The following is a 26,038-nucleotide window of genomic DNA, read 5'->3' as shown; positions in this document are numbered from 1 at the left end:
CCGACGGCCCGGGAACGGGCCGTTCCGGACGGCGTCGGCGATCACCCCGCATACCCTCTGTATCGCATAGCGGACACTGCGTATCGCATGTCGGTCACAATCGGATCAAGCCCAGACCGCAACCGCTTTCAGACCGCACCTTTCTCTGACAGCATCCAGGCACGCTGCCGAGTCGACACACCGCCGTCACCTCCGTGACCGCGCGCCGTCGCTGGCTGGCGACGGGACCGGTGGGCGGGGAGCAGCGCGGGGGGTTCAGTGGCGGGCTTTGTGTTCCTGCGTGTCCGTGCGCACCGATTGCTGTTGGCGGCGGCGTTGTTGACGGTGCTGCTGACGACCGCGGTGCTGGCCACGCTGGGCGCGTTCAGCGCGGCCATCGGCGACGCGGGGTTGCGGCACGCGCTGCGCGAGCGCAGCGCCGCGCCGGCCGCGCTGCGGGTGGCCACGGACCTGCCGGAGTCGGAGCGCGCGGCGGCCGAGCGGGCCGTGCGGCGCGGCGCCGAGCGGACGTTCGACGGCCTGCCGGTGACGCTGCGTTCGATGGCGCGCTCGGGCCCGTACGCGCTGCCCCGCGAGCTCCAGTCCGCCGCGGCCCGACAGGGCGAGCCGGATCTCACGCTGTTCGCCGCGATGGACCGCACCCGCGTCACGCTGACCACCGGCGCCTGGCCGAACGGCGCACCCCAGGAGCCCGGCAAGAGCGGCAAGAGCGCTGCGAACGGCAAGGACGGCAAGGGCGACAAGGGCGACAAGGCCGCCGCGGCGCTGCCCGTCGCGCTCCCGGAGACCGCGGCGGCCCGCCTCGGGCTGCGCGTCGGCGCTGACCTGACCCTCACCGACCGGCTGTCGGGGCCGCCCGTGCGGATCCTGATCACCGGCCTGTACCGGCCCAAGGACCGCACCGATCCGTACTGGCAGTTGGACGACCTAGGCGGCAGCGGCGTGCGGACGCTGGCGTTCACCACGTACGGGCCACTGCTGACCGATGACGCGGCCTTCCGGGACGAGCGCGTCGCCCAGGCCGGGATGTCCTGGCTGGCGACGGCGGACTTCTCGGGGGTGAGCGCGGACGACGTGGACGGGCTGCGGTCGGCGGCCGAGCGGGGGCGGGCCGCGTTGGCGAAGGACCCGGCGCTCGGCGGTCCGGAGGTGAGCACGGGGTTGCCGACCGTGCTCGACCAGGCCGACCGTTCGCTGCTCGGGGCTCGTTCGACGCTGCTGATCGTGACGCTGCAACTGGTGCTGCTCGCCGGGTACGCGCTGTTGCTCGTGGCCCGGCTGCTCAGCACGGAGCGGGCCGGCGAGACGGAACTACTGCTCGCCCGTGGCGCGTCCGGCCCCCGGATCGCGCGGCTCGCGGCCATCGAGGCACTGTTGCTGGCCGGGCCCGCGGCGGTGGCGGCACCGCTGCTCGCCGGGCCGCTGATGGAACTCATCGCCGCCTACGGCCCGTTGGCGCGCGTCGGCCTCGATCTGGACACCGGGCTGACCTGGCAGACCTGCGTCATCGGCGGCGCCGTGGCGCTGGGTTGCGCCGCGGCCGTGGTGGCGCCCGCGCTGCTCGGGGCCCGGGCGCGCGGCGGCCCCTCCGTGGTGCGCGCGCGGGCCAGCGCCCTGCCCGCGCCGCTGCGCGCCGGCGCGGACGTGGGCCTGCTGGTCATCGCGGGTGTCGCGTACTGGCAGCTCGACCAGCAGTCGGACGACGGCGGCGGGGTGCTCAGCGGTGACGGCGGCGCGCTCGGCGTGGACCCGGTGCTGGTCGCGGCCCCCGCGCTGGCGCTGCTCGCCGGCACGGTGCTCACGCTGCGGCTGCTGCCGCCGGTCGCCAGGATCGCCGAGCGGCGCGCGGCGCGCGGGCGCGGCCTGCCCACCGCGCTCGCCGGCTGGCAGCTCGCCCGCCGCCCGCTGCGCGGCGCGGGGCCGGTGCTGCTGCTCGTACTGGCCGTGGCCATGGGCATGTTCGCGGTCGGCCAGGGCGCCTCCTGGGAGCGTTCGCAGGACGACCAGGCGGACTTCGCGGCGGGCACCGACGTACGGGTCCTGTCCAGCCGCATCCCGCAGCTCGGGCAGGGCGGCGCGTACGCCTCGGTGCCGGGGGTGGCCGCCGCTGCGCCCGCCGCCCGCGTGCAGTTCGGGCTCTCCGGCGGGCGCGGCGCCTCGCTGCTCGCGCTCGACGCGCGGCACGCCAAGGGCTCGCTGTTGATGCGCGAGGACCTGGCCGACCGGGACGCGCAGGCCGTGTTGGACACCGTCGCGCCGCGCGAGGCCGTCGAACGCCCCGGGATCGCGCTGCCCGGCACGCCCGACGAACTGCGTCTGACGGCCCGGCTCGGCGCGCCCGACGCGCCGGGCGGCACCTCGCCCAGCAAGGCTTCGGCAGCCGTCACCGTGACCATCGAGGACCGCTTCGGCGTCCCGTACCCGCTGCGGATCGGCCAACTCCCCGTCGACGGCAAGCCCCGCACCCTGGTCGCCGGGATCGCGCGGACCGCGGGCGCGCCGGGCGGCAAGCCCGCCGGGCCGCTGCGGCTGACCTCGATCAAGCTGGACCTGCTCCAGTCGGCCCGCGCGGAGCGGCACGCCTTCGAGGTGAGCGAGCTGCGGGCGGTCGGCGCTGACGGGGCGGCCGAGGCGGTGCCGGTGCCGGACGGCTTCGACTGGCGGGCGACGGCCACGTTCGCGGAGGAGGAGCCCGGCAACGTCCGGGCCAGGCCGCGGGCCGAGCGCCCCCGGCACACCGCGGACCGGCCGCTGACCGCCGGTTACGACACGGGCCACCACGTCGGCGACGACCTCATCCCCTCGCGCCCCACCAGCACCTTCACCTTCGCCGCCCCCTGGCCTCGGCAGCCCGGCCCGCTGACGGCCGTGGCCACCGACCGCTTCCTGGACTCCAGCGGCGCCAAGGTGGGTTCGACGGTCAGCGTGCCCGTCGCGGGCGAGACGCTGCCGGTGCGCGTCGTCGCCGCCGTGCGCGCGCTGCCCACCACGGGTGCCGCGGCCGAGCGCACCAGCGGCGCGGCCACCGCGGCGGGCGACGACCAGGGGGCGGCCGACGCGGCGGCCACCGGCGGTTCCACGTCGGACGGTGGCGCGCTGCTCGTCGACTTCCGGGCCGTCAACCAGGCGCTGGCCGCCCGCGACTCCGCCGCCCTGCCGCCCAGCGAGTGGTGGCTGCGGCCAGCGCCGGGCAAGGGCGAGCAGGTGGTGGCCGCGCTGCGACAGCGGCCCGACACCGACCCGGCGCAGGTCATCGCCCGTTCGGAGATCGCCGACGACCTGCACGACGACCCGTTCGGCGCGGGCCCGCAGGCCGGGCTGGCCGCCGCGGCGCTGGTCGCGGCGGCGCTCGCCGCGGTCGGTTTCGCCGTCAGCATGGCCGGCTCGCTGCGCGAACGCGCGGCCGAGTTCGGCGTCCTGCGCGCCCTCGGCGCCCCCCGGCGCCAACTCGCCCGCATGGTGGCGGCGGAACAGGCGCTGCTCATCAGCCTGGCGCTGGCCGTGGGACTCGCCCTCGGCACAGTGCTGACCCGGGCGGTGGTGCCGCTCATCGTGTTGACCGGCGAGGCGGCCCAGCCGGTGCCCGAGGTTCTGGTCGAACTGCCGCTGTGGCAGGTCGGCGGGGTGCTCGCGGCGGTCGCCGCCGTACCCGTACTGATCGTCGCAGCGGTGGCGCTACGACGCGGCGATCCGGTCGCCACACTCCGCCACCGGGGAGGTGAGTAGGCCATGCCCGCGTCCACGGCAGACCACGAGGGGCCCGAGCGGCCCACGGAGGACGGGCCGACCACCGCCGACGAGGCGGCGGCACCGGACCGGTCCGACCAGTCCGGCCGGTCCGACCGGTCAGCGGGTGGCGACGGTTCGGCCGCCGGCCGCCGCGCCCCGGTCGTGACCAACTGGGTCAGGCTGCGGCTGCGCGCGGCGCCGGGCGCGGCGCTCGCGCTGGGCGTGCTGGTGCTGCTGACCTCGTTCCTGGCCGCCGCGTTCCCGCGCGGGGTCGACGCGTACGAGTCGCACGCCATCCGCGACCAGATCAACGCGGCCTCGCCGGACCGCAGCGCCTACCAGGTCACCTCGGGGCCGCCGGGCGCCCAGCGCCCGCAGCGCGAGCGGGCCGCGGCGCTGGCCCCGGGGCCGCTGGGCGAGCAGTACCGCGAGGTGCGCGAGCGCCTGCCCGACCTGGTGCGGTTCGACCCCGCGCAGTCCGCGTACGGGGTGCGCACCCCCGAGGCGCTGGTGGCCAGCGACGCGTGGCTGCCGCGCCCGGACGGGCTGCCGCCCAAGCTGACGCTGACGGCCCAGTCGGGCCTGGCCGAGCACAGCCGCGTGCGCGAGGGCCGGCTGCCGCGCGGCACGGGCCCCACCGCCGCCGACGACGGTGCGCGGGGCGCCGAACAGGCCGACCGGTTGGAGGTCGAGGCGGCGGTCACCCGGGAGACCGCGAAGGCGCTGGGCCTGCGGATCGGTTCGCGCGTCCACCTCGACGCGGTGGGCACCACCGCGCTCTCCGCGCGGATCGTGGGCGTCATCGACCCACGGGCCCCGCGGGAGACGTACTGGTCCATCGAGCCGCTGCTGCGCTCCCCCGGCCTCGCGACGGAGAAGGTGTCGGGCGACACGCCCAAGCGCTTCTGGGTGGGGGCGCTGCTCCTGGCCCCCGACGCCGGGCCCGCCCTGCTCTCCGCGACCGGCACCCCGCAGACCTTCTGGCGGCTGGCCAACGACCCGGGCCACCTCACCGGCCGCGACGTGACGCGCCTGCGCGAACAGGTCGCCGCGCTGGAGAACGGGCCGACGCTGGTGGCGATGCGCGAGGCGATCGGGCCCACCGCCGCGATCAGCACCGAAGTGGACGCCATCGTCGGCGAGTTCGGCGACATGCGGAAGGCGGTGGCGCCCGTGGTGGCCGTCGCCGCGTTCGGCGTGGGTACCGTCGCCGCGATCGTGTTGCTGATGGCCGGCGGCCTGGCCGCCGCCAGGCGCCGCGCCGAACTGACCCTGCTGCGCTCCCGTGGCGGCTCGCTCGTCGGCGTCGGCCGCCGGCTGCTGGCCGAGACCTCGGTGGTCGCGCTGCCCGCGGCGGCGCTCGGGTTCACCCTGGCCGTCGTGCTCGTACGGGAGGCGCGGCTGGTGCCGGCGCTGCTGGCCGCCGCCGCGGTGGCCGTGCTGGCCTGCTGCGCGCTGCCCGCGCGGGCCGTCGCTGCCCACCGGCGGACGCTGACCAGCATGGAGCGCACCGACGTGGTGCGGGTCAAGCCGTCGCGCCGCCGCGTGGTCGCCGAACTCACCGCGCTGGTCCTGGCGGTGGGCGCGGTGGCGGCGCTGCGCCAGCGCGGTACGGCGGGCGGCGAGGTGGACGCGCTGGTCAGCGCGGCGCCCGTGCTCGTCGGGGCGATCGCCGCGCTGCTGCTCGTACGGCTGTACCCGCTGCCGCTGCGGCTCGCCGCCCGCCCCGCGACCCGGCGCCGGGGCGTGCTCGGCTTCCTGGCGCTGGCCAGGGCCGGCCGCGCGCAGGCCACCGGGGCGCTGCCGCTCCTCGCGCTGATCATCGCGCTGTCCACCGCGTCGTTCGGCGGCTCGGTGCTCGCCGGCGTCGACGACGCGCGCGAGCGCGCCTCGATCCTGGCGGTGGGGGCCGACGCGCGCGTGGACGACAGCAAGGGTCTGTCGAAGGGCCTGGCCGCCGCGCTGCGCGAGGTGTCGGGCGTGCGACAGGTGGTGCCCGCGCACATCGAGTACGACCTGTGGCTCAACGACGACGGTGACCAGGTCGCCCTGGTGGCCATCGACCCGGCCGCGTACAACAGGCTCGCCCGCCACGTGGGCATGGACCAGGTGCCGGAGCAGGCGCTGCGCGGGGCCCGGGGCGCCGTGGTGCCGGCCATCGCCTCGCCCGGTGTCGCCAAGCGGCTGGGCACCGGGCCGCAGAAGCTGCGCCCGCTCGGCGGCGACATCACGGTCAAGGTCGCCGCCGTGCACGAGGGCACTCCGGCGACGCAGACCAGCGAGTACCTGCTGATCGACGCGGACCGGCTGGCCCGCCCGTACCCGACCGCCATGCTCATGGCCGGCTCAGGCGCGCACGGCTCGGGCATCGACATGGACGCGGTACGCGCGGCGGTGGGCACGGGCGCTTCGGCCGCCGACCGGGGCGCGGACGCCGCGGCCCGCGCGGCCGGCCTCACGCCGCGACAGGGCGACGACGCCGGGAAGGCGTCCGGGCGGGGCGAGGGCTCGGTCCGCGTCAAGGCGCGGGCCGAGGAACACGCGGCGCTGGCCGACTCGCCGCTCCAGGACGGTACGGAGCGGCTGTACGCGGCGGCGGTGGCGGCGGGCGCCGGGTACGCGGCGCTGGCCGTACTCCTCTCGCTGCTCCAGGCCACCCCGGAGCGCACGGCGCTGCTGGCCCGGCTGCGCACGATGGGGCTCACCCGGCGCCAGGGCCGGCGGCTGCTCGTCCTGGAGGCCCTGCCGCAGGCCCTGCTCGCCGCGTGCGGCGGCGTGCTCGTCGGCTACGGCACGATCCGGCTGCTGGCGCCCGGCCTCGATCTGACGCGGCTGGCGCTGTCCGCCCGCACCGGTTTCGACGAGCTCGGCACCGTACGCCTGCACGCCGACGCGCTGTCGCTGCTGATCCCCGCGGTGGGCGTGGTGCTGCTGACGCTGGCGGTGGTGCTGGCGCAGGCGTGGTGGAGCGGGCGCCGCAAGGAGAACACCGAGCTGAGGGCGGGAGAGAGCCGATGACGCAGACGGCGGCAGGCACGGGCGGGCACGACGGCCAGGGAGACGGCGGCGTGGATGGGGGTGCCGGGGGCGGGGGCGCCGGGCGTCGGCCGGCCGTGCCGTCGCTGGCCGAGCTGGAACGCCGGGCCACCTCGCGCCGCGACCGCCCCGCCTTCGGCCACGACGCGCTGATCACCTGCGACCGGCTGGTCCGCGTCTTCTCGACCGACGGCGTCGAGGTGCAGGCGCTCCAGGGGCTCGACCTGCTGGTGTCCGAGGGCGAGTTGATGGCCCTGGTGGGCGCGTCCGGCAGCGGCAAGTCCACGCTGATGAACATCCTGGCCGGCCTGGACGTGCCCACGGCCGGCGCGGCCTCGGTGGCCGGCAGTGACCTGCTGAACATGGACGCGAAGGCCCGGCTGCGCTACCGCCGCGACATCGTCGGCTTCGTCTGGCAGCAGACGGCCCGCAACCTGCTCCCGTACCTGACGACCATCCAGAACGTGCTCCTCCCCATGCAGTTGCGCGGTCGCGGCCGACAGCGCGCGGCGCGCCTGAAGCACGCCGACGAGCTGCTCAAGATGCTGCGGATCGACCACTGCCGGGACAAGCGCCCGCAGCAGATGTCCGGTGGTGAACAACAGCGCGCGGCCATCGCCGTCGCACTCGCCAACACCCCCTCCGTCCTCCTGGCCGACGAGCCGACCGGCGAGCTGGACTCGGCCACCGGCGAGGAGATCTTCGCCGCCTTCCGCACGGCCAACGCCGAACTCGGCACCACCATCGTGATCGTGACGCACGACCAGACCGTGGCCAGCGAGGTCCGCCGAACCGTCGCGATCCGCGACGGCCGCACCTCGTCCGAGGTGCTGCGCCGCACCGAGGTGGACGCCGAGACGGGCCAGGAGTCCCTGGTGGCACGCGAGTACGCGATGCTCGACCGCGCCGGCCGGCTGCAACTCCCGGCCGACTACACGCGGTCGCTCGGCATGGAACACCGCGTCCTCCTCGAACTCGAACCCGACCACATAGCCGTCTGGCCCGACCACTCCCCACCCCCCGACGCCCCCCAGAACGGCGCGGACGGCGGGGGCGGCGAGGCTGACGGGGCGGACGGCCAGGGCGGTCAGGGCAACGCGAGCGGCGCACGGCCGTAGCCACCTGATCCGGCGGCGCCCATGGTGGGAGCGTGACCGGAAGCCCCCTGCCCGCCCGGCCCGCCGACCACCTGCCTGTCCGGGCGACCGTACGGACAGCGGGTAGGCCGGCGGTGGCACGGACGGAGTCACCGGGGTCAGCAGGGTCAACCAGGCTCGTACGGACTTGCCGGCCGCCGGGGTCCGTACGGACGCGGGTCAGCCGGCCGAGCCGAGATACGGACCGGGCCGGCGGCCAACCCGGGCCGGACGGCACGGGTCAGCGGGTGGTGCCGCGCTCCACGAGCCAGCGCAGCGCCGCCTCGGCGCCGCTCAGGACCGAGATGTGCCCGTCATCCTCACGTAGGCACAGTTCGGCCGAGGGGATCTGGCGGGCCAGCCATCTGGCGTGTGAGCTGGGCACGATGCGGTCAAGGCCGCCGTGCAGGACCAGTGTCGGCGCGGCGACCCGCGCGGGGTCGACCCCCCAGGGGGCGACGTAGGCCAGGTCGTCGGCTATGAGCCCACCCGGCCCCGCCGCCACCGCCGGGCCGACGACGTCCGCGAACCACGCCCACTCCCCGGCCAGGGCGGCGTGATCGGCCGGAACGAACATCTCCGGGTCGTACGCGGCGCTCGCCTCGTACCGCTCCTTCGCCGCCCGGCCCGCGGCAGCCGCGCGCAGGGACGCCGCTCCCGAGTCCGTCATGCCGGCGAACCAGTCGAGCCCCACGGCGTCGAACGGCGCCAGCCCCGCCACGCTGACCACGCCCACCACCCGCTCCGGCAGCCGCGCGCCGCATGCCAGGGCGTGCGGGCCGCCACCGGAGTGGCCCAGCACGGCGAACCGGTCGATGCCCAACGCGTCGGCCACGGGAGCGGTGTCGTCGGCCGCGGACGCCACGCTCCGGCCCGGCCTCGGCGTCGAGCCGCCGTACCCGGGGCGATCGTACGAGACCCAGCGCACCCCGAGTCGGGCCGCGGCCGGCAGGAGCGGGCGGGGCGGGGCGCCGATGTTCGGCGTGCCGTGGTGCCAGAACACGGCGAGCCGTTCGTCTTCGCCCGGGCCGCCCGTGTCGTAGACGCGCAGCCTGCGGCCCCCGCCCAACTCCAGGTCGGACTCCGTCACCCGGTCATCGCCCATGCCGCACCCGCCCTCTCCTGCCGCCGCCACCTCTGCCGCACACCACCACAACCCGCGTGGCGCATCACCACCCCGGCGCCCGCCGCGTCCCGGAGGCCCATGGCGCCACGAGCACCTGGCGCCCGCGAACCGTTGCCGGGGGCACACCCGGCCATACGTGCTCGGTCCTCGACCTCGCGCCGCTCCCCCACCGCCTCACGCGGCCAGCCGCCCCACACCGGGGCGAGCCCGCTATGCCGGGGTGACGGAGAGGCCGGGCGGGCCTGCCGTGCGCACGGCTATGGACCCGTACGGCGTCCGCAGCCGCAGCCACCCGCGGGCGGCGAACAACACCAGCGGTGGCTCCGCCATCCCCGGCGCCGCCCCGGCCTGCCCCGCTCCGTGCGCGGCGGGGGACGCCACCGGCGTCGGAGTCGGGCTCGCGGGCACGGTCTGGGGCGGGGTCGCGGGCACGGGCGCCGCGCGCAGCGCGGATGCCGGGCTTTCGGCTACCGCCGTGGTCGGCGAGCCGACGGTCGCCACCTCGGGCTCGGGCGCTCGGACCGTTCCCGTGCCGAGCGTCGCGGTGGGCGGTGTGGGCGACCCCGGGCGCGGAGCCGTCGCCGCGTCTTCGCGGGGGTAGGTGGGTCGCAGGAAGCCCACGGCCTGCGCCGCGTGCACGGCCCGCAGCGGCAGTTCCGTCTCGCCAAGGGTGCGGGACCAGATCTCACGGCCGATCCGGTCGCGCTCCGCGCGTGTGCGCAGCTCCGGTGCCAGTGCCTCGTCGCGGGCCCGGAACTCCGCGACCGCCGCCGCCACCGCCCCGCGCACCGCCCGCGCGTCGGGCAGCCCGGCCACGCGCTGCCAGCCGCCCCGTGGCGGCAGCACCCCGGCCCACGGCGGGCCGGTCACCGGCTGCGGCACCACGACGGTCAGCCCGCGCGGCCCGTCCGCGCCCGGCGCGGTCCGGCCCGCGCCGACCTCGTCCACGACGTCCCCGGCGCTCTGCCGGGCCGCGTCCACCGCGTCGGCGAACTGCCCGGCCGAGACCGTGACGTCCAACTCCCACGGCACACCGGCCACACCGTCGCCGGCGCCCGACCCGGCGGCGCCGGCGTCCCCGGCAGAGGCATCCGCCGCCGGCGTGGGCTGAGCCACCGACGGGGGCGGCACGAGTACCGCCGTGCGGATGGCCAGCACTTCGAACGAGGCCGGGCGGCCGAAGACCGCGAGCACCCCGCCCGGGCGCGGCCCGGCACTGGTCACGCTCGCCTGGAGCCGCACCGCCGCGGCCCGGTCGTAGTGGATCAACCGGGCCAGGAAGGCGGCGAGATCGGCCGCCTCCCTGGCATCGGCGAAGTGCAGCGCTGGCGCCGTCATGCGGCGACGGCCTCCTCCGACTCGTCGTCGCGCTTGCGCCTGCCCTTGGCCGGCGCCTCCTCCAGGTACTCCGTCAGGAAGCGCTCCTCCACCGGCGTGATCCGCCGGGGACGACCGGCGTCCAGGTCGTACGGAACGACGACGGTGGAGGCCCGCACGTACACGGTTTCCCCGTCCTTGACCTCGTACGAGAGGGTCAGCGACGCGGCGCCGATCTTCGTCACCCAGGTCTCGACGAGCACCGGCTCGTGTCGGTGCACGAGCGGCTTGCGGTAGTCGATCTCGTGTCGGGCCACCACGGAGCCGCCCGCGAACGCGTCGCCCTCGGCCTCGGCCGCCAGCCGCCACATCAGGTCAACGCGCGCCTCCTCCAGGTAGCGGAGGAAGACCACGTTGTTGACGTGCCCGAAGGCGTCCATGTCCGACCAGCGCAGCGCGCACTCGTACTTGTGCCGTGCCATCGCAGCTCAGCCCCTGGTCAGCTTCTTGTACGTGGCGCGATGGGGCCGGGCGGCGTCCGGGCCGAGCCGCTCGACCTTGTTCTTCTCGTACGACTCGAAGTTGCCCTCGAACCAGAACCACTTCGACTCGCCCTCGTACGCCAGGATGTGCGTGGCGACGCGGTCGAGGAACCAGCGGTCGTGGGAGACGACCACGGCGCAGCCGGGGAACTCGAGAAGCGCGTTCTCCAGCGAGGACAGCGTCTCGACGTCGAGGTCGTTGGTCGGCTCGTCGAGGAGGAGCAGGTTGCCGCCCTGCTTGAGGGTGAGCGCCAGGTTGAGACGGTTGCGCTCACCGCCGGAGAGCACGCCGGCGGGCTTCTGCTGGTCCGGGCCCTTGAAGCCGAAGGCGCTGACGTAGGCCCGCGAGGGCATCTCGACCTGACCCACGTTGATGTAGTCCAGCTCGTCGGAGACGACGGCCCACAGCGTCTTCTTCGGGTCGATGTTGGACCGGTTCTGGTCGACGTAGGAGATCTTGACGGTGTCGCCGACCTTGATCGTGCCGGAGTCCGCGGTCTCCAGCCCCTGGATCATCTTGAACAGGGTGGTCTTACCCGCGCCGTTCGGGCCGATGACGCCAACGATGCCGTTGCGCGGCAGGGTGAAGGACAGGTCGTCGATGAGGACCTTGTCCCCGAACGCCTTGGAGAGGTTCTCCACCTCGACCACGACGTTGCCCAGGCGCGGGCCCGGCGGGATCTGGATCTCCTCGAAGTCCAGCTTCCTGGTCTTCTCCGCCTCGGCGGCCATCTCCTCGTAACGGGTCAGACGCGCCTTCGACTTGGCCTGCCGGCCCTTGGCGTTGGAGCGGACCCACTCCAGCTCTTCCTTGAGGCGCTTGGCGCGCTTGGCGTCCTTCTGCCCCTCCACCTTGAGCCGGGTGGCCTTCTTGTCGAGGTAGGTCGAGTAGTTGCCCTCGTACGGGTGGGCCCGGCCGCGGTCGAGCTCCAGAATCCACTCGGCGACGTTGTCGAGGAAGTACCGGTCGTGGGTGACGGCGACGACGGTGCCGGCGTACTTGGCGAGGTGCTGCTCCAGCCACTGCACGGACTCGGCGTCCAGGTGGTTGGTGGGCTCGTCGAGGAGCAGCAGGTCAGGGGCCTCAAGCAGCAGCTTGCAGAGCGCCACGCGACGGCGCTCACCACCCGAGAGGTTGGTGACCGGCCAGTCACCCGGCGGGCAACCCAGGGCGTCCATGGCCTGCTCAAGCTGGGTGTCGAGGTCCCAGGCGTTGGCGTGGTCAAGATCCTCCTGGAGCTTGCCCATCTCCTCCATCAAGGCGTCCGAGTAGTCGGTCGCCATCAGCTCGGCCACCTCGTTGAAGCGCTTGAGCTTGCCCATCAGCTCCGCGGCGCCGTCCTGCACGTTCTGCAGGACCGTCTTGGACTCGTCCAGCGGCGGCTCCTGGAGCAGCATGCCGACGGTGAAACCGGGCGCGAGGAAGGCATCACCGTTGGACGGCTGCTCAAGACCGGCCATGATCTTGAGAACGGTCGACTTACCCGCACCGTTCGGGCCGACGACACCGATCTTCGCGCCCGGCAGGAAGTTCAGGTTGACGTCGTCGAGGATCACCTTGTCGCCATGGGCCTTTCGGGCCTTGCGCATGGTGTAGATGTACTCAGCCAAGAGAAACCGTCCGGCAATCATGAGAGTGGGCAGATAGAACCATCTTGCCGTACGGGTAGAGCTGGGCGAAAACGAGTAAGGTCCCCGGCCGCCAGCCGTCCGCTCCGGCATCGCGCGGCCTGTCGGTAGGCCGCGCACGAGCTGTACACGTCATCCGTCCGAGCGCCCCACCGGCCCGCCGCCGCACGCTCGCTTCCCGGCTTCGGGCCCCACCCCGCACCGCCCTCGGGCTGGCCCCGCATCCGGGGCGAGCCGACCCGGCCCGGATGCGGGACGAGCCGACTGGGCCCGGGCCGCCCCCTCCGACGCGACGGTGGTAGTGACGGGTCCCACAGTCCGCACCGGGACACGACCGTGCACATTCGGTTACCCGCCTCGGTCATCCGGCGGTCACCGGGCCACCTGTCGATGGCCGCCGGCCGCCAGACGCCGAGTAGCTTCCCGTCTCCGTCTCCGTCCCCGTACGCGCCGCCGACGCCGGACCGTCCCGTGAGCCATGGGCAGGGGCCGTGGGCGTGGGCCACGAGCGTGAGCCGTGGGCGGGACCGAGGGCCGTGAGCGTAGGCCGCGGGCCCTACTCGTTCGGCTCGCTCGGCGGTGTCGCCCTCTTCCTGCGGGCGAGGAACAGCGCACCGCCACCGACGACCAGCAGCGCACCCGCTATGCCCGCGATCAGGGCAACCGGACTGCTGCTCCCGGTGTCGGCGAGGTCACCGCTCTCGGGCGCCGCCATCTCGTTCCCCGTGGTGCCGTCCGCTGCGGCGGGGCTCGGTCGCGCGGTCGGCGGGGCCCCGTCGCCGGCGACGGTGGAGGCGTCGTCGGCGCGACCACCTTCGGTCACGGTCTGGCAGTCCAGCGCCCCGGTGAAGGTCTTCTCCAAGCCATCCGGGCCGACGAGCGTGAACCGGTACGCCTGGTCCTCCTGCGTCGGCACGGTGATGGTCTTGGTCGTGGACGGGACGACCGTGTACTCGCGCCCCGCCAGCGTGTAGCTGAACGCCGCGTCGCCCTTGTTCGCCACCGTGACGTCCACACCGCCCTTGGCGCAGTTCTGCCTGGCCGAGATCGCCGGTATGGCCCCGCTCCTGGCCCAGATCGCCGTGGCCTTGGCCGAGACGGTGCTCTCGCTGGAGCCCGCCAGGATCTGCGTCTGGCTCTTGGTGTGCTGCCCGACGCCGGTGAAGGCCCGGCCGACGGGCACCTTGGCGGACGCCTCCACCGTCAGCCCGGCCGTGCCGTCCGGCGACCCGGCGGGCACGTCGAGGAAGAGTTTGGTGCCGTTGACCGCCCGCGTGATCGGCTTGCCGTTGCCGTCGACCACCTTCACGCCGGAGGGCACGGTGGTCGTGGGCGGCGCGACGGTGACGCTGCTCGCGTTGGTCCGCACCGTCACCGGGCCGAGCCGCTTGCCGGTCTTGCCGGCGATCGCGGGCGGGTCGAGCGTGAGCGACGCCCTGGGTTCCGCGACGGTTCGCGCCGCCTTGTACAGGTAGTCGGCGAGTTTCTCCGCCTGGGGGTCCACGGCGTCCACCCGGATGTGATCCGAGTAACGCCAGATCGCCACCTGCGTACCGGCTGCGGCGGTCTTCTCACTCAATGTGCCCGTGCCGGCCACTTCGGCCAGTCGGTCGAGGTCGTTTATCTGCGGGTAGGAGTGCTGGAGAATCCAGCGAATCTTTCCCGCGTCGGGGTTGTCGTGGAGCGACGAGGACTTCCAGGGCACTTCCTGGTACTTCGCCTGGTCCTGGGTCGGGTTGTGGATGTCGACGCAGTAGCTCTGGATCGTGCCGCCATTGTCGACGGACATCTCGAAAAGGCCTGCGCCGATCTTCTGAGCCTTGCCGCCCTCGCGAATGACCGCCTGATCGAAGGTCTTGAGGCCGCCGAGCGTCGCCGTCGCGCCGCCACGGTGCATGGGCACCTCGTCCGCCGCGGCCGGCCCCGCCACGCCGATCGCACCCGCAGCGACCAGCCCGAAGGTCAGGGCCACGACGGCAAGGCGGCCGGTACTCCGCCTCGTGACAGAAAGCATGGATTTCCCTTCCAGGGCAGGCGCGAGCGGTCACCGACCTGCGTCGCCCTGACAGCGAACTCAAAACCCGGGAGCCCTCGTTACTACGGACGGCGATCCTAAGTACGGGCCAGACCCTGACCCCCTGATAGCCAGGCTTGGCCACCGATCCGACTCGGAATCGTTATCCGCATCGCGGTTCACGGGTCACGATTATCGATAAATCCCCGTGGATTCATGGGGTCGTTGCCCCCATAGCCGAGATATCCGACACCGCTTCCCGGACTCCCCCTCCGGCCGCCGCTGCCACGAAGGGTTCAACTCCCGTTGGTACGCCCGAAGAGGGGACTTCAGGCGTTCCGGATGTCGGCTGCCTCACCTGAGTCACCCGCCGGAACGCCGACGTGCCGCGCGCCAGGTCGTGGCCGATGGCGAACGCGTCGAGGTCGGCCGAGAACCACCACTTCCCGTCCCGCTCCCGCTCCTGGATGCGCAACCGGCCCCGTACGATGAGCGGTTCACCGAGCGTCACCGAAGCGGCCACGTTCCCCGCCAGGGCACGCCAGGCCCGCACCGTGTAGAAACTCGTCCCGCCGTCCTCCCACTGCGTCCGCTCACGGTCCCAGCGTCGGGCGGTCACGGCGAGCCGGAACCGCACCACCGCGACCCCCGCCGCCGTCTCCCTGTACTCCGGCCGCGTCGCCGCGTTACCCACCACCGTCACTTCGGTCTCGTTCATCTCGCCCCTCGCTTCCTTGGCCACGCATCCGTCAGTCACTCATCCATGTGTCGCGCGTGCTCCGCGCCGCTGGGTGACCAGCCGTCCGGGCCGGTCCCGTCGCGCCCGATGGCACAACGGGACCGCCCCGCCACTCGCCGCTCGTGCGCTACCGCCTGCTCTGTGTGCTTCGTCGGTCGCACCCGCCGCGAGTGGTCCCATCGTGCGCTCGGCGCGAGGATCTCGCTGGAGCGTGTGGACAGACCAACGCCTGTGGATAACTCGCTCACACGTAAGGGGTGTTCACTCCATCGAACAGGCCGTTCGCCTCTCTGGAGCCCTAGCGTCAATGGCATGAAGACGAACGACGACCCATCGTGCTCAGGCTCCCCGCTCGGCCTTCTGGCCAGCAGGTTCCGCCGAATCCGCCTCGTCGCCCTTCGGCTCGTCGGCGCCGATCGTGCCGACGTGTCGCAACACGACGGCCGACAGGAACGCGAGCACCAGGGTGCTCACTGCGGCGACCAGCATGGCGACGTGCAGCCCCGATGTCGCGGCCTCCTTCGCCTGGTCGAGCCAGCCAGCGGGCAGCCGGTCCGCCACCGAGGACGCGCCGGCGAGGCTGTCGCCCGCCGCGTCGGCGACCTCGGGAGGCGTACCGTCCGGGAGCCGACCGTCGACGCGGGCACGGTAGACGGCGGTGGCCAGGCTGCCCAGGGTCGCCACGCCCAGGGCGAGACCGAGTTCCTGCACGGTCTCCGACATCGCCGACGCGGAGCCGGCCTTCTCCGGGGGCGCGGCCCCCACCACCAGGTCCGTGCCCAGGGCCGCGATCGACCCGAGCCCCAGGTAGACCAGCCCGAAGCCCACCACGAGCAGGGCGACCCCGCTCGTGGCGGTGACCTGGGTGAGGAGGGCGTACCCGAACGTCGCGAGCCCCAGCGCGGCGGCCACCACGATCCCCGCCGGCACGCGGCGCGCGACCAGCGGCGACCCGATCGCGGCCACGAGCATCATCAGCGCGGGCGGCCCCATCCACAGGCCCGCTTCGATCGGTGGCAGTTCCGCGACGAGCTGGAGTTGCTGCGTGATCAGCAGCATCGCACCACCGACGCCGACCAGCCCCACGAGCAGCACGCTCAGCGCGGCGCTGAACGTGCGGTTGGCGAAGAGCCGTACGTCCAGCAGCGGGCTCGCCAACCTGCCCTGCCGGCGGACGAACAGCGCCGCGCCCGCCAGGCCGATCACCGTGGCGCCGACGGTGGGGGCCTGGAAGCCGTCCACGGCGACCCGCTTCACCGCGTAGACGACCGGCAGGATCGCGACCAGCGACAGCGCGACGCTGAGCAGGTCGAACCCGCCGTTCCGCGGCGCGCGGTACTCGGGTATCAACACCGGCGCGACCACCAGGAGGACGATCGCGACCGGGACCGCGAGGAGGAAAGCCGAACCCCACCAGAACCGATCCAGCATCGCGCCGCCGACCACCGGGCCGAGCGCCATGCCGAGCGCGAAGCTCGTCGCCCAGACCCCGATGGCCAGCGACCGCTGGCGTGGGTCGGCGAACATGTTGCTGATCAGCGCGAGTGTCGACGGCATCAGCGTGGCGCCGGCGATTCCCAGCGCCCCACGCGCGGCGATGAGCACGTTGACGCTGTCGGAGTACGCGGCCACGACCGAGACGACCCCGAAGGCGGCCGCCCCGATCATCAGCAGCTTGCGGCGGCCGATCCGGTCGCCCAGCGTGCCCATGGTGATCAGGAAGCCGGCGATCAGGAAGCCGTACGCGTCCATGATCCACAGCTCTTGGGTGGCGCTCGGGTGCAGATCCTCCGCGAGCGAGGGGAGGACGAGGTACAGCACGGTGACGTCGAGGCCGAGCAACACGGTGGGCAGCGAGAGGACGGCCAACCCTCCCCACTCCCGAGGGCCGGCTCGGCGTACGGTCGGTGTGCTCATGGCATTCCCCTGCGTTGCATGTGCGCCGTGCGACGTACCGGGACGCCGCACGACATGGCGGTAGAGATCAATGAAGGTCGATGGAGATCGGTGGAGGTGGGTGGTGATCGGTCGAGCGGTGAACGTCGGGCTCGCGTCGCCGTCCGCCGAGGTGGCGGGAAGCGCCGCGAGGACGTGCGGTGTCACCCTGCCGACGAGCGCGCACGGTTTTCTGATGGTCCGCCGGAGCTAGGCTGTGACCATGCGCTACGGGGTGCTCGGCCCACTGGCCGTCTGGGACGCCGAGGGGCGGCAGGTCAAGGTCCCCGAGGTGAAGGTGCGTGCCCTGCTGGCGAATCTGCTCATCCACGGGGGCGGTCCGGTGCCGGCGGACCGGCTCATCGAGGACCTGTGGACGGGCAACCCACCAGGCGGGCCAGCCAACGCGCTGCAGACCAAGATCTCTCAGTTGCGTCGTGTGCTGGGCCGGGAACAGGTGGTCCGCGAGCCCGCGGGCTACCGGCTGCTGCTGGCCGACGACACGGTCGACGCCCTGCGGTTCCAGGAACTGGCCGAGGGTGCCCGCGCGCACGAGGAGTTGGCGGTCAAGGGGGAGATGTTCGCCGACGCTCTCGCGCTGTGGCGCGGCCCGGCCTACGCCGATGTCGCCGAGTCGCTGTTCGCCCGCGGGGAGATCTCGCGACTGGAGGAGTTGCGGCTGACCGTCCTGGAGGACCAGGCCGAGGTACGACTCACGCTCGGCGAGCACACGGCGCTGGCAGCGGAGCTGGGCGACCTGGTGGCGCGGCACCCGCTACGCGAACGACTGCGCATGGCCCACATGCGCGCGCTGTACCGGTCCGGGCGGCAGGGCGACGCGCTGCGGAGCTTCGAGGAGTTGCGGCGCCAGTTGGACGAGGAGTTGGGAGTGGCGCCCGGGCCGGCGGTCTGCGCCCTGCACGAGGCGATCCTGCGCCAGGACGCACACCTGGCGCCGCCGACCGTCGCCTCGCTGTCGTGCCGTACGAACCTGCCCACACCGCTGACATCGTTGGTGGGACGGAACGAGGCGGTCGGCCAGGTGCGGGCGTGGTTGGACTCGGAAACGGGCGCCCGGCTGGTCACGCTCACCGGCCTCGGCGGGGTCGGGAAGACGCGGCTGGCGATCGCCGCGGCGCGCGAGGCGGCCGATCGGTTCCCCGACGGGGTGTGGCTGGTCGAACTGGCCGGCCTGCGGGCCACGTCGTCCCCGGACGACATCGCCGAGCGGATCATCACGACGCTGGGGCTGTGCGACACCGCGGCGACCGAGCCGAACCTCGACGACCTGGTGGGCTGGCTGTGTCAGGCGGTGGCCGCCAAGCGGCTGCTGGTCCTCCTCGACAACTGCGAGCACCTGGTCGAGCCGGTCGCCGCACTCGCCGGCGCCGTCCTGGCCACGGTGCCCGAGGGGCACCTCCTGGTCACCAGCCAGGAAGCCCTCGACATTCCCGGCGAGGTGGTACACGCGGTGCCGCCGCTGTCGCTGCCAGAGCACACCGACCCGGGCGCCGTCGGCCGGTCCAGCGCGGTGAGGCTGTTCGTGGAGCGGGCGGCGGCAGCGGCGCCCGGCTTCGCCTTGGACGCGGCCAACGCACCGGCCATCTTCACGATCTGCCGCCGCCTCGACGGCATTCCGCTCGCCCTGGAACTCGTGGCTCCGCGCCTGCGGACGCTGACCCCGGATGAGCTGGCCACCTGCCTGGCCAGCCAGTTCCCCCCACCGGAGGTGCGGGCGCGCGGGTTGCCCGCCCGGCAGCAGACGCTGCGCGGCATGCTCGACTGGAGCTGGCGGCTCCTGGGCGCCGAGGAGCAGGCCGTGCTGCGCCGGCTGACCGTGCACGCCGACGGCTGCACCCTGCCGTCCGCCGAGGCCGTCTGCGCCGATGGGGAACTGCCCGCCGAGCGGGTGGCCGACCTGCTGTCGCGGCTGGTGGACCGGTCGCTGGTGGTGCGTGTGGCGGACCGGTTCCGGTTGCTGGAATCGGTGTCCGCCTACGGGGCCGAGCGGCTCGCGGAGGCGGGCGAGGTGACCGCCGTGCACGCCCGGTTCGTACGGTGTTACGTCGAGTTGGCCGAGCGGGCGAACGAGCGGCTACGCGGCCCGGACCAGCGGCACTACCTGGAGCGCCTGGATACCGAAACGGTCAACCTGCGCCGCGCGCTCGACCTGGCGATAGCCGAGGGCGCCACCGAGGACGCGTTGCGGCTGGTGAACACGTTGACGTGGTACTGGTTCCTGCGCGGGCGGCTCACCGAGGCCCGCAGGGCACTCCGGGCAGCGCTGGCCACGGGCGACGACGGAACCCCGCCCTCACGCCTGGGGGCTCGGGCCTGGCTGGCCGGAATCGAACTGCGCACCTCCTCGGCCGACACGGCCCCGCTCCCGGCCGATGAGGACCCGACCGCCGGCGTCACCGACCCGGTGCTGCGGGCACGGTTGCAGTGGTTCGTCGGCACCGGCCTGACCGGCCACGGCCGGCACCACGCGGGCCGGCGCCTGCTGGTGGAGAGCCTGACCGCAGCGCGCGCCGCCCGAGACCGTTGGGGCGAGGCCGCGGCGTTGGTCGAGTTGGCCAGCCACGAGACAGCCCACGATCACGGCCAGGCGTCCGCGGAGCTGGCCGCCGCGCTGTTCCACGAGGCCGGCGACCGCTGGGGGCAACTCCGCGCCACCCGGTCACTGGCGCTCGCGGCCGAACGCGACGGCGACCCCGCGCGGGCGGAGCGGCTGCACCGCGAGGCCCTGCTGGTGGCCGAGGAACTCGGCCTGTGGACGGAGGTGATCGAGACGTTGATCTGGCTCGGCCACACCGCCCTGGCCGGCGGCCACGCCCAACGGGCGACGGAACTGTACGAGCGCGCCCTGACCACCTCGACCGAACGGGCCTACGGTCGCGGCGAGATCGGCGCCGAGATCGGCCTGGGCCGCGCCGCACGCCTCCGCGACGACCGGGACGCCGCCCAACGCCACCTGTACCGCGCCCTAGCCAAAAGCCGTTCCTCGGGCCACACAGCCGGCGCCACTGCGGCCCAGGCGGAGCTGAAGCTCGTCTCCCGAGCCGTACAGATGACCGAGGAGTACCGCCTCAAGCCTGCCGGTGTCACCTTCCTCGGGGAATAGGGCGGCATGCTCGCAGGATCCGTCTTCCGGCGCGTCCTGGCCAAGGCCCGCGAGGAAGTTCTGACCGAGCACGAGCGCAGGCGCTCCCTCTCGGCTGCCTCCCGAGGCGACCCCACGTCACTGTCTTGGCCGGCGTGGGCCGCCGGGCGGGTCGGAAGAGGGGTGCGCCAGTTGCCTGGCAGGGCCCGGGCTCGCGATATGCACAGGGACGGCCGCTGCCGCTCGTGACGCTCTTACTGATGGCCTGCCAGGAGCCCTCGCTAAGTGGCCCGGAGGTCGAAGCGCGAGGGAAGGCCAGGCGCGGGGTGCTGCCTTCGTCGGCATGGCGACTTCCCGGGCGACGTCACGGACTGCGTTCTGGCCCCGCCTGGCCCCGCTCACCGGCGGGGCGGCGTGGTGTCTGTGTCGCGCGCGGTTTCTCGTGCGACACAGAGAGGCGTCGAAGTTTCAGCCCACCGGCTCAGGAGCTTCGGCCCACCGGCTCAGGCCCTTTGGCCGTCTCCCGCTCCGCCTACTCGATCTGCCCCACACGCGAGTCAGGCAGGTCCAGCGGGAGGGGGCGTGCGCAGCGCGATCATGGCGACGTCGTCGTCGTTGTCGCTGGGCCGGACCTGGTCCAGTAGCAAGTCGCAGAAGGAGTCGAGGGGGCGGTGGGCGAGGGAGGCCGCATGTCGGCGTAGGCGGTCAAGCCCGTGATCGATGGAGTGGTGCGGGGATTCGACCAGCCCGTCGGTGTAGAGGACGAGGGTGACCCGTGGAGGCAGGACGGTGACGGAGTCGGGGCGGGGTCTGGTGACTCCGGTGCCGAGCAGTATGCCGTGAGCCTCGTCGAGGTAGCTGGTCCGACCATCGTGGGTGACGAGCAGGGGCGGCGGATGGCCGGCGTTCGTCCAGCACAGGCGCCACAGTGCGTCATTCCCGAGGGTGAGCCTGGCGAAGATCATGGTGGCCATGGCCACCTCGGCTATGTGCATCACGGCATCGTCGAGCCGTGTGACGACGGCGCTGGGCGGGGCCTCGGAATGGGACCAGGCGAAGGCGCGCAGCATGTTGCGGACCTGCGCCATGCCGGCTGCGGCGTCGAGATCGTGTCCGACGACGTCGCCGATGGCCAGTGCGTGGGCGTGGGCGCCCAGGGCGAAGGCGTCGTACCAGTCGCCCCCAACGGCTGAGGCGTCCGGAGCGGGCTGGTAGCGCGCGGTCATCTCCAGCCCGGACAGGACGGGCAGTTGGGGCAGCAGGTGGCGTTGCATGGTCTCGGCGACTTTGCGCTGGCGCTGGTACAGGCGCGCGTTGTCCAGCGCCAGGCCCGCCCGGCGGGTGAGGTCCTCCAGCAGCGGCAGGTCGGCAGAGGTGAAGGCGTCGTGGCGCTGGGCGCGGCCGAGGGTCAGGGCACCGAGTACGTCGCGCAGGCCCCGAATGGGCGCGATGACGGCGGAGTGCATACCCGTCGCGGTGAACAGGCGTCGCTGCTCGACGGCGATGCCGGAGTCGGGCGGACCTTGGTAGGTGGCGGGACCGGCGAGGGAGGATGCGGCGCCGCGCAGGGCCCGTGACAGGGGCATCGGCGACTCCGCCGGCACCGGAGGCATAGGGCCTTGCAGGTCGTCCCGCTCGACGAGAATGCCGTCCTTGTGCTCCATCACGAGCACACGTCGCACTTCGTCACGTTCGGTGAGCAGGTCGAACACCGCCCAGTCCGCGAGCCGGGGCACGGTCAGGGCCGCGAGCCGGTGCAGCGCCTCGTCGATGTCCAGGGTGGACGTGAGCCGTGTGGTCGTCTCCGCCAGCAGGGCGAGTCGGTCCAGTTCCGACAGCGGCGCGGAGTGCCCACCGTCGCTGTGGTGGTCGTTTGGCCGCTTGGCCTCGTACAGCAGCGCCAGCCCACCTGTCCCGCCCCGCTCGGGTGAGTAGGGCATCACCAGCCAGGACAACTGGACGAGAGTGCCGTCCCCACGGGCGAACCACTCGGCATCGCCATGCCTGGTGTCGCCCGTGAGGAGCGCCTCCCTGATCTGGCAGCGCGTGCGCGGCACCGAGTGCCCGTATCTGTCCCGGTGCAGCAGGTCGTGGAAGTCCTGACCCACGAGTTCCGAGGCGTCCCTGCCCAGCAGGCTCTGGGCCGCGTTGTTGACCGCGACGATGAGGCCATCGTCATCGACCGTGATGGCGGACGCCCGCAGGTTTTCCAGCGTTTCGCCGAGCAGGGCCTGAGACCGCGCCTGATGCCCGGAACGGGGAGCACTGTCCCTGCCGAGAGCGGCGACGTCGTCCATGTCCCTCCTCTGCTCAAGCGTCGGCTCAAGCGTCGAATGGAGTCGAGTACCCCGCCCTGGCTCCGTCATGCACGAAAGGCGCGTGTGCCCTACCGCGAGCCCCCGACGCGGGGCCCGCCCACGTTATGCCCAGCGGAGCCGGGCCGTAGCCCCGTCCGAAAGTGTGACGAGGAACTGTACGAGCGGGCAGCCGGCCTCCTCCAGCATGGCGACCGCGTTCGCAAATTGGATCTTGAATGGGTGTGGGCCTTCCGGGTTCGATGTGGATTGCGATGTCCACATCGAACCCGGAGGGTCTCGTGCCCAGTCTGTGGATCAGGGAGACGCATCTCTTGGGGCCACTGCACCAGTTCTTCGCCACGCGATTCTTCGGCCCCGAGCGACGGGCGGTGCTGGCCGCAGGCCTGCCCGAGACTCAGGCGGCCGAACAGCACCACCACGAACAGCGAGAACGGGCGCTCGACGAGGCCCTGCGGAACCTCCGGAAGAGGCGCGATCGCCAGTTCTCCGCATCCGAACTCGCCGCCGACACAGTCGGCGCGACGGCCCGCGTCGCGGCGGAGGCGATGGAAGCCGGCCGGGCGGACGGGGCACCGCTTCCCGTCTGCGTGGCGCCCCCGGCAGGACTCGAACCTGCGGCCAAGCGCTTAGAAGGCGCCTGCGCTGCCCAGTGATTTATAGTACCTGACCTGCGAAAACGCACTCTTCCTCGCGAACATCCCCGGAACCTGTGGGACGTATGTGGGGTAAATGCGCTCCTGGGACCTGTCTGATGATCGATTTTGTGGTGCGTCATGGTGAGCTGACGGATGCGGCGTGGGAGCGGATGGCCCGCTGCTGCCGGGTGTTGACGGGCGGGGTCGTCCATGGCGGGATCACCGGCAGGTGATCAACGGGGTGTTGTGGCGGTCGCGGACCGGCACACCCTGGCGTGACCTGCCGGAACGCTATGGACCATGGCAGACGATCTATGAACGGTTCGCCCGCTGGGAAGCGGACGGCACCTGGGCTCGCCTGCTGGAACACTCCCAGGTCCGGGACGACTCCGTTGGGTCGCGGAATGGACGGTTTCGGTCGACTCCACGATCAACCGAGCCCACCAGCATGCCGCCGGAGCCCGCAAAAAGGGGCGGCGGCAGGGGAGGAACTGGAAGATCCGGCACGCGCGACGGCTGGTCAGACGCTCGGCCGGTCCCGCGGCAGGCTGACCACCAACGTCCATCTCGCCTGCGACGGACGCGGCCTGCCCCCTGGCCGTCGTCCTCGCGCCCAGGCAACGTCGACGACTCCACCGCCTTCGACGAGGTCAGGGTCCCCCGGGCCGACGCCGATCGGCCCCGTCTCAGGCCCGAGGCGGTCATCGCGGACAAGGCGTACTCCTCCCGAGCGATCCGCCAGTCTCTGCGACGCAGGAGTATCCAGACGGTGATACCAGAGCAGCGGATCAAAGGGCCAACCGTGCGCGGCGCGGTCAGACCGGCGGCAGACCGCCGGCATTCGACCGCGACCTCTACAAGGCCCGTAACGTGATCGAACGCTGCTTCAACCGCCTCAAGCAGTTCCGCGCGATCGCCACCCGCTTCGACGAACTCGCCACCCGCTACAGGGTCGGACTCCACCTCGCGGCACTCGTCCTCTGGCTCCGCGAACCAACCCAAGAGCATTTGCCAGACAGTGCCTAAGGGCTGGAAGAACAAGCTGGCCCAGCGTTGGCAGGACGCCCGCCAGGCCGTCGTGGTGGTCCGGGAACTGCTTCAGCAGTTGCTCGAGCCGCTGGGCGGCCTCGACCCCTCGGGGACGGTCCGATCCGCCCGAGTCACCGGCACTCGCGTCCGATTGGAGGACTCACGGACCGACGTCCTCGATCGCGGCCGTCTGTCGGACGCGTGCCGTCTGGAGCTTGGCTAGGTCGGCGTAAGGCACGGTCTGGGGAAGATCCTCGCTGATAACCCGAACCAGCGTGCCACCGAGACGGGTGACGATCATTGTCTGCGGGCCGGTGAACGCATCGGTCTCGTCCGTGTCCAGCCGAACCTCCAAAGGACGGGCCCGGCTGCCGGCCTTGCTGCGCTCCCCGGCCGCCAAGCCCTTCATCGCCACCTGGGCGTCTCCCGGCGTGCCGAAGGCGTAGATACGGAAGACGACCTGACCGCCGGAGACTGATTGCCGGATGAAGGACGATCCCAGAGCGATGAATCCCTCGCACTTGGTGCCCGTGTCCTGCCGGCACGTCCTGAGGGCCTCCTCCGGTACGTCGATCTCGGCGCCGAAGCCTTCCCACCCGTCCGGGGCACTCTCCGTGTCGACCAGTGCTCTGCACACCTGGTCCTGGGTGAGTACGATCGGTGCCTTCGCTTCCCGGTCGTCGCCGGTGGCTCGCTCATCCTTCTGGCTCGCATTGGCGGATGCCGTGCTGTCCCCGCGGGCCGCGGATTCCCCGTCTCCGGAGCAGGCGGTGATCCCCGTCAGCATCACCGCACCGACCGCCAACCCCCGAACCATCCGAAACACCTGCAACCCCAACCTCTCCTGTCGAGTCAACCCGCGCCCACCAGCGGTTCCGCACACCCCTGGGCGCCGGTCGCTGCGGCTGCGGAAACCCTACTGAAGAGACGGCTGAGCAGCCGGCCGGCCTCCAACCTGCCCGGGCGTCAGAGCACCAACCACGGCTGACACATACGCTCTGGCCTTCTCCCCCAGCACCGGCGCGCGGCGCACCGACTCACGATCCGCAAGTATGAAGGCGCGACCGCTGAACGCGACGAGCACCGCGACAAGATGGTGAAGGCCGTTGGCATCCTGGCCACTCAGCCGCGTGGTCGCCCAGAGCGCGCTGGTCCAGGACGACTGCCTGCGGCAGGCGCAGGTGGCCCACAAGACCCAGAAGTGGATGGACCTCGCCACCCAGGTCCTGGTCTACCGGGTCACCTGCGAGACCACATGGACCGCCTCACCGAACCCGCCCCGGCCACCCCCTAGCCCGCCGAATGGTCGGGCCCACGGACCTTGGAAGCCGCCCTGGGTCGAGCGCACCAGGCCCCAACCGTCATCCTCGCGCGGGTCGGCGTGGGCATTCGGCGGCGGCTGCCCACGCCTTACTTCGGCTGGACCATGTCGTGGACAGCCCCGAGGTGCGCCAAGTCAGCGACCACGCCCTGCTCCTGGCGACCTTCAGCCTTCCTGACCTGCGCCGCCTCCTGGCCTAACCCACCTCATCATGTGGCACATCATCCTCCCGGCGGGGAGTCTTACCGTGCTGGCCTTCCCACGATGGAGTCGGCTCCACGCCCTCAGCGCCTGCTGGGGAGTATGCCTTGCGATCGAGCTTTTCCAAGCCACCGGAGACAGGGTGGGCGACATAGACGACGTGCTGTGCAACGGCTTCGGAGTTCTGGCAGGAGTCGGACCGGCACACGTCTGCCTCCACCTCATACG

The 26,038-nt window shown here is 72.8% G+C and carries 13 protein-coding genes and 2 pseudogenes; 6 read left to right on the top strand and 9 right to left on the bottom strand.

Going from position 1 to position 26,038, the window contains the following annotated elements; translation table 11 throughout:
* The first annotated feature begins 258 nt into the window (after window positions 1-258).
* The 3 genes from OYE22_RS23430 to OYE22_RS23420 are packed head-to-tail and all read left to right on the top strand — an operon-like array spanning window position 259 to window position 7,883.
* Complete coding sequence (locus tag OYE22_RS23430; protein ID WP_277322240.1) at window positions 259-3,726, top strand: ABC transporter permease; 3,468 nt, start codon at window positions 259-261, stop codon at window positions 3,724-3,726.
* A gap of 3 nt (window positions 3,727-3,729) precedes the next feature.
* Entirely contained in the window at window positions 3,730-6,747 is a 3,018-nt protein-coding gene (locus OYE22_RS23425) for an FtsX-like permease family protein (RefSeq protein ID WP_277322239.1), read from the top strand.
* Window positions 6,744-7,883, top strand: a complete 1,140-nt coding sequence (locus OYE22_RS23420; RefSeq protein ID WP_277322238.1) for an ABC transporter ATP-binding protein — start codon at window positions 6,744-6,746, stop codon at window positions 7,881-7,883. The genes OYE22_RS23425 and OYE22_RS23420 overlap by 4 nt, the downstream gene beginning before the upstream one ends.
* Before the next feature lie 259 nt (window positions 7,884-8,142).
* On the opposite strand, the gene OYE22_RS23415 is transcribed toward OYE22_RS23420, so the two are convergent.
* The 7 genes and pseudogenes from OYE22_RS23415 to OYE22_RS23385 all read right to left on the bottom strand — a co-directional run bounded on the left by OYE22_RS23415 (window position 8,143) and on the right by OYE22_RS23385 (window position 17,185).
* Entirely contained in the window at window positions 8,143-9,006 is an 864-nt protein-coding gene (locus OYE22_RS23415; RefSeq protein WP_277322237.1) for an alpha/beta fold hydrolase, read from the bottom strand.
* 624 nt (window positions 9,007-9,630) lie between these two features.
* Window positions 9,631-10,365: pseudogene (locus OYE22_RS23410) on the bottom strand (hypothetical protein); the annotation flags it as partial.
* On the bottom strand, window positions 10,362-10,826 hold the full coding sequence (locus OYE22_RS23405; RefSeq protein ID WP_277322236.1) for a thioesterase family protein: 465 nt from the start codon (window positions 10,824-10,826) through the stop codon (window positions 10,362-10,364). The pseudogene OYE22_RS23410 and the gene OYE22_RS23405, both read right to left, overlap by 4 nt.
* Before the next feature lie 6 nt (window positions 10,827-10,832).
* Window positions 10,833-12,497: an energy-dependent translational throttle protein EttA gene (gene ettA / locus OYE22_RS23400; RefSeq protein ID WP_277322235.1), complete on the bottom strand. Its 1,665-nt coding sequence runs from the start codon at window positions 12,495-12,497 to the stop codon at window positions 10,833-10,835.
* 574 nt (window positions 12,498-13,071) lie between these two features.
* Complete coding sequence (locus OYE22_RS23395) at window positions 13,072-14,529, bottom strand: Cys-Gln thioester bond-forming surface protein (RefSeq protein ID WP_277322234.1); 1,458 nt, start codon at window positions 14,527-14,529, stop codon at window positions 13,072-13,074.
* Window positions 14,530-14,743: 214 nt separating this feature from the next.
* Complete coding sequence (locus OYE22_RS23390; protein ID WP_277322233.1) at window positions 14,744-15,247, bottom strand: single-stranded DNA-binding protein; 504 nt, start codon at window positions 15,245-15,247, stop codon at window positions 14,744-14,746.
* A gap of 360 nt (window positions 15,248-15,607) precedes the next feature.
* Window positions 15,608-17,185 carry an MFS transporter gene (locus OYE22_RS23385; RefSeq protein ID WP_277322232.1) on the bottom strand — a complete coding sequence of 526 codons (1,578 nt, stop codon included), beginning with the start codon at window positions 17,183-17,185 and terminating at the stop codon, window positions 15,608-15,610.
* A 241-nt stretch (window positions 17,186-17,426) separates the two neighbouring features.
* Between OYE22_RS23385 and OYE22_RS23380 the strand changes: the two genes are divergently transcribed.
* Complete coding sequence (locus OYE22_RS23380) at window positions 17,427-20,327, top strand: BTAD domain-containing putative transcriptional regulator (protein WP_277322231.1); 2,901 nt, start codon at window positions 17,427-17,429, stop codon at window positions 20,325-20,327.
* A gap of 536 nt (window positions 20,328-20,863) precedes the next feature.
* On the opposite strand, the gene OYE22_RS23375 is transcribed toward OYE22_RS23380, so the two are convergent.
* Window positions 20,864-22,603, bottom strand: coding sequence for a SpoIIE family protein phosphatase (locus OYE22_RS23375; RefSeq protein ID WP_277322230.1), 1,740 nt, complete (start codon window positions 22,601-22,603; stop codon window positions 20,864-20,866).
* Window positions 22,604-22,875: 272 nt separating this feature from the next.
* On the opposite strand from OYE22_RS23375, the gene OYE22_RS23370 reads away from it, so the two are divergent.
* Window positions 22,876-23,277 (top strand): hypothetical protein, encoded by a 402-nt coding sequence (locus OYE22_RS23370; protein ID WP_277322229.1) that lies wholly within the window; start codon window positions 22,876-22,878, stop codon window positions 23,275-23,277.
* 110 nt (window positions 23,278-23,387) lie between these two features.
* Window positions 23,388-24,285 (top strand): annotated as a pseudogene (locus OYE22_RS23365) (IS5 family transposase).
* A 163-nt stretch (window positions 24,286-24,448) separates the two neighbouring features.
* On the opposite strand, the gene OYE22_RS23360 reads toward OYE22_RS23365, so the two are convergent.
* On the bottom strand, window positions 24,449-25,126 hold the full coding sequence (locus tag OYE22_RS23360) for a hypothetical protein (protein WP_277322228.1): 678 nt from the start codon (window positions 25,124-25,126) through the stop codon (window positions 24,449-24,451).
* Window positions 25,127-26,038 lie beyond the last annotated feature (912 nt).

Source organism: Streptomyces sp. 71268, from assembly GCF_029392895.1.
Taxonomy (GTDB): Bacteria; Actinomycetota; Actinomycetes; order Streptomycetales; family Streptomycetaceae; genus Streptomyces.
The sequence above is the reverse complement of the archived record's forward strand: the minus strand, read 5'-3'. Positions and strand labels throughout refer to the sequence as shown.

Excerpts from the sequence above, each read along its gene's own strand:
- OYE22_RS23415 (WP_277322237.1), bottom strand. The coding sequence starts at position 9,006 with ATGGGCGATGACCGGGTGACGGAGTCCGACCTGGAGTTGGGCGGGGGC.
- OYE22_RS23405 (WP_277322236.1), bottom strand. The coding sequence starts at position 10,826 with ATGGCACGGCACAAGTACGAGTGCGCGCTGCGCTGGTCGGACATGGAC.
- OYE22_RS23385 (WP_277322232.1), bottom strand. The coding sequence starts at position 17,185 with ATGAGCACACCGACCGTACGCCGAGCCGGCCCTCGGGAGTGGGGAGGG.
- OYE22_RS23375 (WP_277322230.1), bottom strand. The coding sequence starts at position 22,603 with ATGGACGACGTCGCCGCTCTCGGCAGGGACAGTGCTCCCCGTTCCGGG.
- OYE22_RS23380 (WP_277322231.1), top strand. The coding sequence starts at position 17,427 with ATGCGCTACGGGGTGCTCGGCCCACTGGCCGTCTGGGACGCCGAGGGG.
- OYE22_RS23425 (WP_277322239.1), top strand. The coding sequence starts at position 3,730 with ATGCCCGCGTCCACGGCAGACCACGAGGGGCCCGAGCGGCCCACGGAG.
- OYE22_RS23395 (WP_277322234.1), bottom strand. The coding sequence starts at position 14,529 with ATGCTTTCTGTCACGAGGCGGAGTACCGGCCGCCTTGCCGTCGTGGCC.
- OYE22_RS23370 (WP_277322229.1), top strand. The coding sequence starts at position 22,876 with ATGTCCACATCGAACCCGGAGGGTCTCGTGCCCAGTCTGTGGATCAGG.
- OYE22_RS23390 (WP_277322233.1), bottom strand. The coding sequence starts at position 15,247 with ATGAACGAGACCGAAGTGACGGTGGTGGGTAACGCGGCGACGCGGCCG.
- OYE22_RS23420 (WP_277322238.1), top strand. The coding sequence starts at position 6,744 with ATGACGCAGACGGCGGCAGGCACGGGCGGGCACGACGGCCAGGGAGAC.